The organism is Psychrobacter sp. CX97 (genome assembly GCF_057396285.1).
On sequence record NZ_JBXYJE010000017.1, the window covers coordinates 1 to 11,973 of the forward strand.

At 37.3% G+C, this 11,973-nt stretch carries 9 protein-coding genes; 3 read left to right on the forward strand and 6 right to left on the reverse strand.

Annotated features, from left to right (window positions below):
• Positions 1-1,027 precede the first annotated feature (1,027 nt).
• Positions 1,028-2,224: an amino acid aminotransferase gene (locus AC2SLL_RS11395; protein WP_486531811.1), complete on the forward strand. Its 1,197-nt coding sequence runs from the start codon at positions 1,028-1,030 to the stop codon at positions 2,222-2,224.
• A 471-nt stretch (positions 2,225-2,695) separates the two neighbouring features.
• Here the strand turns inward: AC2SLL_RS11395 and leuA are convergent, their stop codons facing one another.
• Positions 2,696-4,453 carry a 2-isopropylmalate synthase gene (gene leuA / locus AC2SLL_RS11400; RefSeq protein ID WP_486531812.1) on the reverse strand — a complete coding sequence of 586 codons (1,758 nt, stop codon included), beginning with the start codon at positions 4,451-4,453 and terminating at the stop codon, positions 2,696-2,698.
• A 180-nt stretch (positions 4,454-4,633) separates the two neighbouring features.
• Between leuA and AC2SLL_RS11405 the strand changes: the two genes are divergently transcribed.
• Complete coding sequence (locus AC2SLL_RS11405) at positions 4,634-5,134, forward strand: Lrp/AsnC family transcriptional regulator (protein ID WP_486531813.1); 501 nt, start codon at positions 4,634-4,636, stop codon at positions 5,132-5,134.
• 117 nt (positions 5,135-5,251) lie between these two features.
• Here AC2SLL_RS11405 and AC2SLL_RS11410 read toward each other — a convergent pair whose 3' ends face one another.
• The 3 genes from AC2SLL_RS11410 to AC2SLL_RS11420 form a co-directional block, all read right to left on the reverse strand.
• A complete protein-coding gene (locus tag AC2SLL_RS11410) occupies positions 5,252-5,926 on the reverse strand; it encodes a YoaK family protein (RefSeq protein ID WP_486531814.1) in 675 nt (224 codons plus the stop codon).
• A gap of 64 nt (positions 5,927-5,990) precedes the next feature.
• Positions 5,991-7,307, reverse strand: a complete 1,317-nt coding sequence (locus AC2SLL_RS11415) for an ABC1 kinase family protein (RefSeq protein ID WP_486531815.1) — start codon at positions 7,305-7,307, stop codon at positions 5,991-5,993.
• A 274-nt stretch (positions 7,308-7,581) separates the two neighbouring features.
• Positions 7,582-8,418: an ion transporter gene (locus AC2SLL_RS11420; RefSeq protein WP_486531816.1), complete on the reverse strand. Its 837-nt coding sequence runs from the start codon at positions 8,416-8,418 to the stop codon at positions 7,582-7,584.
• A 286-nt stretch (positions 8,419-8,704) separates the two neighbouring features.
• On the opposite strand from AC2SLL_RS11420, the gene AC2SLL_RS11425 reads away from it, so the two are divergent.
• Positions 8,705-9,457 (forward strand): YebC/PmpR family DNA-binding transcriptional regulator, encoded by a 753-nt coding sequence (locus tag AC2SLL_RS11425; RefSeq protein WP_486531817.1) that lies wholly within the window; start codon positions 8,705-8,707, stop codon positions 9,455-9,457.
• A 156-nt stretch (positions 9,458-9,613) separates the two neighbouring features.
• Here AC2SLL_RS11425 and AC2SLL_RS11430 read toward each other — a convergent pair whose 3' ends face one another.
• Entirely contained in the window at positions 9,614-10,486 is an 873-nt protein-coding gene (locus AC2SLL_RS11430; protein WP_486531818.1) for an NTP transferase domain-containing protein, read from the reverse strand.
• Positions 10,487-10,489: 3 nt separating this feature from the next.
• The gene (locus tag AC2SLL_RS11435; protein ID WP_486531819.1) at positions 10,490-11,947 is read right to left on the reverse strand and encodes an XdhC family protein; all 1,458 of its coding nucleotides are present in this window, start codon (positions 11,945-11,947) and stop codon (positions 10,490-10,492) included.
• Positions 11,948-11,973 lie beyond the last annotated feature (26 nt).

Here is an 11,973-nt window from a genome sequence, read left to right on the forward strand (position 1 = left end):
TCAACTATGTTAACGGCATTTGCAGGTGTAATCATTGAGCCAATAGTTAGGGCGGTTAAAGATAGTGCTAATATGTTTTTTTTCATTTTTTAATTGACCCTGATAACAAAGATTTAAATTAAAGATTTAGTGAGGAGTAGAGAGGTTGTTAAGTTGATCGAATAGTATTTGTAAGTAATTTAGTATTTGTAAGTAATATAGTATATTAGAAGCAATTATTGTGCCAAATATAAAATATCATCTATTTTCTAGCTGTAAGGTAATTAATATCCGATAATCGGTAATTGGCATTATAGTATAATAGTGAGCATTTGTTTAATACGAGGATAATCTGAATAAAATAGGCTACATATGGTCTGTCTATAATTGAAAAGTGAATCAAAATTACGTGGTGAGAAGAAGGAGTCATTAAATTAGGTAAAAAAACACAAGGTGGTCTGAAAGGTTAAGACGAATTTCAGGTATTTTTATAATTAAAACCAAACTTTTTTCCTATATCTTTAGCATATAAAGAGGATATGCTGTTCTTTTATTAATAGCTTGATGTATTGCTAATATTATAAGATATGACTAATAGATGTGACTGATTAAAATCAAAACTGTAGCTGTTGATATCGTTATCAATTTAACTAAACTTGTAAGATAGTTAAATATAATCGTTTAAATCTCATTTAGCTCTAAGTCATTATAACGACAATATATTTTTTTATAAACAAAAATATTATTTTGGCTCTTTTAAATATCTCAAGTCTATATTTTGGTAAGTTTAACTATCATGATAGAAACTCTCAATTACTTATAGATACTGAACTTATATATAATAGTCATGCAAAAGCCAGAATAAGAAAGATCATAAAAATTTAAAATTACTGAAAAAAGCAGCTGTTTAACAGAGTGACTGACTTATAGTTAATAATGTCATTTTAAAAACCGCTTATTTGTTTCCTAAATAGGGCAATATATTGAGTTAATACAAAAACTGGTTTATCCTTTTAATCTCCTGTCTCATATCTCCTAAGGAAATAAAATGTTTGAATGTGTGGACTATTACGCTGGCGATCCTATTTTGGGTCTTAAAGATAAATTTATAGCGGATAACAAACCCAATAAAGTTAATTTAGGTGTCGGTGTATATTTTGATGCTGAGGGTAAACTTCCTGTTCTTAACTGTGTAAAAATAGCTGAAGAACGCATTGCTAATCCAATTTCTCCCAGACCTTATTTGCCAATGGAAGGTTTACTAGGACATAGAATAGGCTGTCAAAAAATCCTTTTTGGTAAAGATGCAAAAATTTTGCAAGAAAACCGAGTGGCGACTATTGCTACTATAGGGGGTTCTGGTGCTTTGAAAGTTGGTGCGGAGTTTATCCATCAATGGTTCCCACAATCTAAATGCTATGTCAGTGATCCAACATGGGGAAATCACATTGCTATTTTTGAGGGCTCAGATGTTGAAGTTGCTAAATATCCATATTACGATCAGCAAACCGGTGGTATCAAATTTGATGCCATGGTTGACTTTTTAAAATCTTTTAATAAACATGACGTAATATTGTTACATCCTTGCTGCCACAATCCAACAGGGGTAGATTTAACTCAACCGCAATGGGATACCGTTTTAGATGTCATTAAAGAGCGTGATTTAATTCCATTTATGGATATTGCTTATCAGGGTTTTGGCGAAGATATGGAAACTGACGTATACGCTATCCGTAAAGCAGTTGACAGGGGATTGACAGTATTTATAAGCAATTCCTTTTCTAAAAACTTATCGCTTTATGGTGAGCGTGTGGGTGGTTTATCCGTTGTCTGTCCATCTGCCGATGAGGCTAAACGAGTGTTTGGTCAGTTGCAATCCATAGTACGTCGTATCTACTCAACCCCACCATCACATGGGGGCCATATTGTTGATATCGTTATGAATGATGATGCACTTTATGAACAATGGGTTAGCGAAGTTTATGCAATGCGTGACCGCATTAAAGCAATGCGTTTAAAACTTAAATCTGTTTTAGAGGCGAATATTCCTGGTCGTAGCTTCGATTATATTACCCGTCAAAATGGTATGTTCAGTTTTACAGGACTAACCCCTGAACAAGTTGCGCGTATGCAATCGGAATTTGGAATCTATATGGTATCGAATTCAAGAATCTCTGTAGCAGGATTAAATACATCCAACGTTGATTATGTGGCTAATGCAATGGCAGAGGTTCTGAAAAAATAACCATATGTTTGTTTTGTTAAATGTATGTTAGAGATAATAACTCTAAATGCCGAGCATTGCTCGGCTTTTTTATGAATCATACTTTTCATGAACGACGCTTTATCTGTATATAATTCTTCTGGACATATAATTTGTATATATGACAGCTTTTATCAGTTACTCTGCCTTTTTTTGTCAGTTTATAGTAAGAGAGATAGTTTTCTCATGTGAAATATAAACTTTAAAATTAAATAAAGACTAGTAAGTAGAGTTAATAAAATAATTAAACATAAATTGTCACTAATTATTGTTACCTATTTATAAAAATCCCCATTATTGATTACCAGATTCCTATTATAAATAAAAAAAAGTATAAAAATAAATCTTACAGAGCGGATGAAAAACCTACTCATCGAAGAAGTGGATAAGCTGATTCAATAATTTAAAAAAACCAGCGGAGAATAACCTAACTGGTTTTTACAAATAATTAGACTATGAAATAGCTTGTGCTAATGCCGATAACGCACCTTTCAACATTGCAGATACCGTGCTACTACAGGTGCCTATACCTGAATAAATATTACCATCAACATTTAGCTGGATATAAGCCGCAGCATTGGCATTCGTTTTATCACTCTGTTCATGATCAGAATCAACATTATTTGCACTCTCTTGACTGATTGCATGCTCAGCATAATTAATAATATGTAAGCGCTTACCAGTATGACGTGCTACCCCATTAATAAATGCAGATAATGGTCCGTTACCTTTACCTGAGATATCAATGGTATCACCATTAATAGTGACTTGACCATTAAACTCAACTTCACCGCCTTTATTATTCACGCTGTAATCAAGTAATTTATAACCAGAGGTATTAAAATAGGTGTTCTCAAAAGCTTGTAAAATCTCTTCGTTTTTAAGTTCACGTGCTGCATCTTCAGCTTGCTTTTGAACCACACCACTAAAATCTATTTGCATCCAACGCGGTAAATTAAAGCCATAATTACGTTGAAGGATATAGGCCACTCCACCCTTCCCAGATTGGCTATTAATACGTACCACATCTTGGTAACTACGCCCAATATGTGCAGGATCAATTGGTAGATAGGCCACATCCCAGATATTTTTTGTTTCAGCGCTGTGTTTCTCATTATAATCAAGCGACTTTTTGATCGCATCTTGATGTGAGCCACTGAAAGCAGTGAACACAAGCTCGCCAATATAGGGATGACGAGGGTGCACTGGCAGATTATTACATTCACTAACCACCTGCACAATTCTACTCATATCACTAAAGTCTAACTCAGGATCTACCCCTTGGCTATACATATTCATAGCCATAATCATGATGTCCATATTTCCCGTACGCTCACCATTACCAAGTAATGTGCCTTCAATACGATCTGCACCTGCTAATACCCCAAGCTCTGAGGCGGCAACCGCACACCCACGATCGTTATGCGTATGTAAACTGACAATCACATGCTCACGGTTTTTAAGATTACGGCAAAAGTACTCTACTTGATCAGCATAAATATTTGGCATTGAGGATTCAACGGTAGCTGGTAAATTTATAATAACTTGTTGACCCTTTTCTGGTTGCCACACTGAGTTTACCGCATCGCATACCTCAATAGCATAGTCGGGTTCAGTTTGGCTAAAGCTTTCTGGGGAGTATTGGAACACCCATTCAGTTTCAGGATGTTTAGCGGCATGATCTTTTAATAACTGCGCCCCATTCATCGCAATTTGTTTGATTTGTGCTAGGTCTTTTGCGTAAACTTTATCTCGCTGCACACGACTGGTCGAGTTGTAGACATGGACTACCGCACGCCGTGCTCCTTTTAACGCTTCAAAAGTCCGCTCTATTAAATGCTCACGGGCTTGAACCAATACCTGTACAGTAACGTCATCTGGAATATGATCTTCTTCAATAAGTTTGCGGGCGAAATCAAACTCTACTTGGGCAGCTGAAGGAAAGCCTATTTCAATCTCTTTGAAACCAATATCTACCAACAACTTAAAGAACATCATTTTTTGTTCGATGCTCATAGGATCAATCAGCGCCTGATTACCATCTCGCAAATCCACACTTGCCCAAATCGGTGCTTTTTTAATTGTTTTATCTGGCCATGTACGATCTGGCAAGTTTGGTTTAAACGCAAAAGGCTGATACTTGCGATAATCAAAGGCATCATGTTTAGGCTTGATTTTTGGCTCAGACACAGGGGTGGCGACTTGGCTCATATTGATCCTCTAACGTATTATTAATAATTGAAAAATATAATTTAATTTGTTACTCAATATAATATCAAAGTCTCAGAATATTATTCTACAAAATATGTGATATATTAAACTTCGATTAGCTAATTATCTCAAATAACGGTATATTTTTAGCGAAAAACACTACTTTATAGGCTTAATCAAATGTCTAAAGTTAGAACTAACAATAGTATTGCCAATACTCAATCCCATGAACTGGATAATATCGATAGACAAATTTTAGAACTGCTTCAATATGATGCACGCATGAGCGTTACTGAATTAGCAGAACGAGTTTTTTTATCAGCGACACCCTGTGCCAGACGAATTAAACGACTTGAAGATACTGGTATAATCACGGGCTATCATGCACATGTCGACCCTCAAAAGCTTGGCTATAGCTTAGCTTTATATATTTCCGTGAGTATGGATAGACATACCGCCGAGCGATTTTCAGAATTTGAAGATAAAGTAAAGAGTTTTGAAGAAGTCGTAAGTTGCAGCATTGTGACGGGGCGTACTGAAGATTATCTGCTTAAAGTAGTCGTACGTGACATGGCACACTATGAAGAGTTTTTACTTCATCGCTTAAATCACATCGAAGGGGTATCCCAAGTACGTACGAGTTTTGAGCTACGACAAGTATTCCAACGTGGCATCGTGTAAAAAGATTACATCATCATCGCTCAGGTTGTTGAGTAAATATATTGCATGCCGCATTACTTTATAGCATGGCTAATAATTTGTCACTGACTATCAAGATATGATTAGTTCAAGCTATGATTAGCTAGTAGGCTTTTTTGATAACCGATTAGAGGCATGTTGGTAAAATAATGCTGCCATGAATACGATTGAGATTGGCAGTAGCATTGCAGCATAACCGACATAGTTATATCCGAAGGCACCGACTACCCCTCCACCACAAAAGCTATACCAAATCAATGCTTGAAACAATAACGTCGGTTTGCTTATCTGCCTACCTGCTAGCCAGTTGCCTATGGCAGCGCCCATATCTGATGTTAAACCAGTCAAATGGGTCGTTCGAATAACCGCACCACTATATGTAGCAACCAGTGCGTTTTGCAAACCGCACGCCATAGCAGCTAGCAGTTGACCAAAGTAATCGTGCTGAAAGAACAATAAAAAACTACCCAATAACATGCCAGCTTCAAGATAAAGTGCAACACCGTATCGATTACCGAGTTTTAGGGAGGTCTGACCCGTTATATAGCCACTTAATATAGCACCGGTTAAAAAAGATAGTAGAGATGCCCCAATAAATAATATTGACTGCCAATCTGCATGTGCCATTGCCGCCGAAAACAAGCTAACATTTCCCGTAACATGTGACACAGAAAGGTTGGTAAAACCAGTCAAGGCAATAACGTTTATGCACCCAGCACTAAAGGCAAGTACCGCACCACCAATTAGAATCCAGCGAGGCAATTTGGTTATCATAATCTACTTATGTATATTAATAGCTTGATTATTGCAGCTTTACTATTAAAAGGGTTAAGACCTATCAAGCGTTACCTAATAAGCTGACGCGAGCATCATTAAACATATCCATATCAGGTGCTAAAGTTCGCATAAACCGATCAAAATATAGCATTTGCTTGGTTAATAATGCGAAATCTCTTGGGAAATGTATGCCATGCCGTTTGCCCACTTCTACAATCTCCAGCATCATTTTATTTAATTCATCTGCCTGCTCTTTGCTATTAAAAGGCTTACCACTGGTATACGTCTTATCTTCAGCCATAATACGAGTAATCATTTTAGCCAGATCGCCAGCAAGTTGACTTTCATTAACCTGCTCTCGACCATGTGTCATACCCATATCAATCATACAACTTGCCATGGTTACAAAGTCATTATCCTGCAAAGCCTGCATCATTCCCATGCACGCTTTCCAACTTTCAGGTTTTAGCTTACCAACAATGCCAAAATCTATAAAGCCAATACGACCATCTTCAAGGAGCATCAAATTTCCAGCATGTAAATCAGCATGAAAGCTATTACAGAACATTAAGCTGGCAAACCAAGTGTTAAGAGTATCAGCCATAACTTGGGCCGGATCATCACAATATTGGCGCATAGCGACTTCATCAACCATAGACATACCATGTAAGCGACTCATGGTTAGAACCCGCTTTGTGGTCAACTCATCCACTACCTCTGGTGCTATAACTTTTTTATTACTTGTTATTTTTAGAAACTGTTGGAAATCACGAATATTCGCTGCTTCATTTATAAAGTCAGTCTCTGCCATCATACGAATTCGTATTTCATCAATGATTGGCGAGATACTGGCAAACTTCATTTTTGGCATCAACTTTTCCATTATTTTGCTGATACCATGCAGCACACCTAAGTCAGTCTGCATGATAGTATCTACACCAGGCTTCTGAACTTTTAGTACTACATCAGTTCCGTCATGCAATTTAGCCGCATGTACTTGAGCAATACTCGCTGATGCCAGAGGGGTTTTATCAATCTCCATAAATAGATCGTCTAGCGTCATGCCTTGATGAGACATCTCAGCAGTGAGCAACTCCTCTTTAAGAACCTGCTCAATGTAACTATATGACAAAGGAGTGGTTTGATCTAAGCAGCCTTGAAATGCCGTCACATATTCACGCGGAAATAATGATGGCGTACTTGCAATAAACTGTCCAATTTTAATATACGTTGTACCTAACTGTTCAAACGTTTCACGCAATAAATTTGCATCAAGATCTTCGCCTTTAGCCACTCGAAGAGCTGACAGACCCGCAACACTGGCCGTATGACGTACTCTATTAACGACGTCAAAAGATTTTTTTAATAAATTAGGCATAAATATCAATAAACTTATAGATTGAAAATATATTTAAACTTATATTGAGGCATTAATGGTTGGCATCAACCCTAATTAACATAACGATTTTAATTTTAGGACTTATCTTCAATATTGTTATCTAAGGAAACCTTTAGAGATACCTAATATAGAGAGTATTGAACTACCCGCTATATTTCAGCGCTAGTATTAATACCGAATGCAAATGGTATCAATTTACTAATAATCACACGAAAACAACTTATCATATTAAAGTGTCTATAGATTAAAATGTCTATAGATGTAAATCATGACCACAGCGGTCACAAAATTCTGCACCAGCGGCATGACCGTATTTACCACAATTAGGACAAGTAACAGGATGTAACTGAGGCCGCATGTTTTTTGCCAATTCTGAGGTAAAGATACCGGTTGGCACCGCAATAATGGAGTAACCCATTATCATAACCATACTTGCAATGGCTTGACCTAGCCCCGTTTTTGGTGACATATCACCGTAACCTACGGTAGTGAGAGTAACAATAGCCCAGTAGATTGACAAAGGGATACTGGTAAAGCCGTTTTCAGGACCTTCAATAACATAAATTACTGAGCCGAAAATAGTAACCAGTAGTAGAACAAATAGAAAAAATACCGATATTTTTTGTTGACTGGCTTTTAATGAGGATGCTAAAAAGCCAGCTTGTTGCATGTACCCTTTCATTTTAAGGACACGGAATACCCTCAAAATTCGTAGAATACGAACGACAATAAGGTACTGAATACCACCAAAAATCAAACTTAAATAACTGGGTAATACCGACAATAAATCAACGATACCAAAAAAGCTAAACGCATAACGCATGCGGTTAGGGGTAGAAAATAAACGTAAAACGTACTCAATGGTAAATATAATAGTAAAGAACCATTCAGCATAAAAAAATAAAGTGCCATACTCCAAACGCAGTAATAGTACACTATCCAGCATAACGACAGACACACTTGCAACTATGGCAACTAATAAAAAGATGTCAAAATAGCGCCCTAATGGCGTATCCGTTCCATCCATTACGATGTGAATATCTTCTTTTAACTCACTTATCGTTTTACGTTTTGTCTTAGCTTTTTTCATAAACACAGGTTTGTAGTCTATAATGTTAGATCATTATACTGCATTATGTCGTTAATGTTACCAATAAGAAGGACTTTGTTTTATATGAGGGATATCTTGATAACTCCTCATTAATAGCGCCATTGATTTATATTTTGGTTCAACGGCTTAACGGTAACGCTGACAGTGTAATATGTGCAAAACATTAATTGTTAAAACAGTGAGTGTTTAAAAATTGGTAAAGTAAGTTTAGTTAGCTAAACTAATGCTAATTAAAAGTTCTTGGTTCTATATTAAGGAATTTATTATGGCCGGCCATTCAAAATGGGCAAATATCAAACATAAAAAAGCCAAAGAAGATGCGAAACGCGGCAAGATTTTTACCAAAATAATTCGCGAAATAATCTCTGCAACCAAACAAGGTGATCCTGACCCAGACGCTAACCCTCGCTTACGTGCCGCAGTAGAAAAAGCCCTATCGGCTAATATGACTAAAGATACTATTAAGCGAGCCATCGAGCGTGGTGCCGGTAATACGGAAGGCGGTGATATGGATGAGCTGACCTACGAAGGGTACGGTGTTGGCGGTGTGGCGGTGTTAGTAGAAACCATGACAGATAATGTTAATCGTACCGTTAGTGAAGTGCGTCATGCTTTTACTAAATTTGATGGTAATTTGGGCACTGCTGGCTCAGTGGCCTATTTATTTACCAAACGTGGCGAAATCACCTTCGATGATGTGTCATTAGAAGATGAGATTATGCTAGTAGCCCTAGATGCCGGTGCATTAGATATTGAGAACGATGGCGAAAGCTTAAGAGTAATTACTGAGCCTGAAAGGTTTGGGACAGTAAAAGACGCGCTCAATAAAGCAGGCTATGAATCAAGTAATGCTGAAGTAACTATGTCTCCTTCAACGAGTGCAATGATTGATAATATTGACGATGCTGAAAAAGTCATGAAAATGATCGATATGCTTGAAGATATTGACGATGTACAAGATGTACACACCAACGTTGATTTCACTGATGAGATTTTAGAGCAATTAGGCGCCGAATAACTTAGTTTTAGTAGCTAGTCAGAATCTCGTTAATAACTAAGCAGGATACTTTAGATTAATAATAAAATCTACCTTACTAAAAACAGGCCTTAACTATGGCGTTTAGGGTCTGTTTTTTGTTTTGCCTTAACTTGACAGCTTAAAACATCATAAATTTTACCTATCTAGCCAATTTTTATTGATTGCAAGCTTTAGCTGCTCGGGAGTATCAATATCAAGACTTAATTTGAAGTTATCAACAATCGCTACCTCATCAGCCACCAATGCTCTAATTTGATGACGCAGCCCTTTATCTCCCTGTAAACTTGACTGCCAATTTTTAAGAAGTTCATAGTCAATAACTATCGGTAAACCAACAACTGTCTCACTACTGTCTAAGCCTATATCTCTAGTATAATTAGGGTAATTGTTACCTATTTCTAAAATAAGATTAGTAGCATTGCGACTATTAAAATCGCGACTATTCAAACTGCCTTTATTAATATTACGACTATCAAAAATATTGTCCTGCACTATCTTGTCAGATTTAGCATAGCGACTGGCGACAACTTTAGTATTTTCTTTCAGTAAATTCTTTAGATGATGAGTATCTAACAAAATTTGGTCTACCCCTAAAATCATAACTTTATTAATCGCCAAATTGCTAGATACCGAATTGCTAGAAACTAAGTTGTTAATTACCAAACTTCTAGTCGCTAAATCATCATTAGCTAGAGAATTCAAAGCATCAATACCCAAGCTTAGACTATGCCCCACACCCTTCTCAGGTTCTTTATTGAAAACCACCTCAATAGGTTCAATGTCAGCAATCAATCTATCTATGACTCTCTTAATTGACAAATGACCTTCGGGAATGACAACAATAATAACCGCTGGATGCGTCGCAAAGGCTCTACGAATCATGACTTCAATCAAAGTTTGACCATGTTGCGTTAATAGCTGTTTGGGAGCTCCTAAACGCTGACTGAGTCCACTCGCCAGCAAAATAACGGCATGGTTTTTATAAGTGTTGTGAGTGAGGTTCGGCATAACTTAAAGGCTTACTGTATGGTTTAAGGCACAACTTGAGACAGGTACAGAAGCGTCATTCTCCTTTGAACTCTCCTTTGATTTGAACTTTAAAGGGGCTTCTAGATTTACAGCATCGTTTGAGGTCATAAAATCAACGCCATGCATCACCGCATTAATCTGGGCAATGATACCTAATGCTAATGCCTCTGGTCCATCACCGCCAAGTTTATATCCAATAGGATAATGCAGTTGATCGATACCTTGCTGTAAATGTGAGATGTCGCCTTGATAAATGTCTTTGATTTCAGAAATCAAACGCTCTGTTCGATATTTTGGCCCTAGCTGACCTAGGTATACCGGTGGATTGGCAAGCAGCACTTTAAGACGTGCTCTATCTTGACTGAGACTATGAGACATAATGGCAACAGCAGCATTTCGGCTTAGATTAATAAGGGTGTCGCTATCTTCTAGCGGCAAACATAGGACATTATCAGCTTGCATGAAGCGCGCTCGAGTGGCGTAATGAGCACGGCTATCTAATACTGTAACCTGCCAGTCCTGCATTTTCGCAAGCGTAACCAATGGCAATACATCATTGCCTGCTCCGCAAATCAGCAGCTTAATTTGCGGTTGCAAATGTCTCACTAACCACTGTGTCTCGATAATATGGTCTAAATTATTATCGACTACCCCTTTTACACTCACAAATTGAGCCTGTTTTTTAGAAGGCTTTTTTTTAGAAGCCTTTTTTTTAGAGTACTCATTGCCAGCTACTGAATTATCTTCTGATCCATTTGAAGACAGCGTTTTAATCGCTTGTGTTAAGGTAGGATCACTGGGAATATGTTTTAAATCCTCATTTAAGATGGTTATATTTGAGTGAGCTATAAAATCATCTAAATTAATATGTATGCCAATAGGATGCGAGGGATCGTCTGAACGGATTAAAGTAGCTATTCGCATCGTTTGCTCATTATTGCGAACCTCTTTAATGCATTTAATCAAAGGCATCACAGATTCCAATCGCTGGAATAGAACATGAACACGTCCATTACAACCCAAACCAAAATTGAGATCTATATCATCGTCGTTATGACTATCAAACTGGTCGTCTAAATCATGGTGCCAGTCTAAATCACGGTAATTGTCAGTATTCAAATCACTATTTTCGTTATTTTCAACACTATTGTGATTATGTTGCTTAGCATTATTTTGATGAGCGTTATCGTCCTCCCCCGTTTGATACACCTGAACAGATGGTCCATTACGGGTAATCCAAAAAGCTCTTTTAATGATATGCGGCTCTAGACAGCCACCACTAATCATGCCTACTGAGCGCCCATCTGCACAGATAAGCATCATCGCACCTTCTTTACGATATGCAGAACCCTCAGTACGCACAACCGTTGCTAGTACCGCTTCAATACCGTCGCGGGCAACTTCAGTCGCCAGTTTTAAAATATCAGAAACATGATTCATAGTATTGACTTATTTAAGGCGTTTAA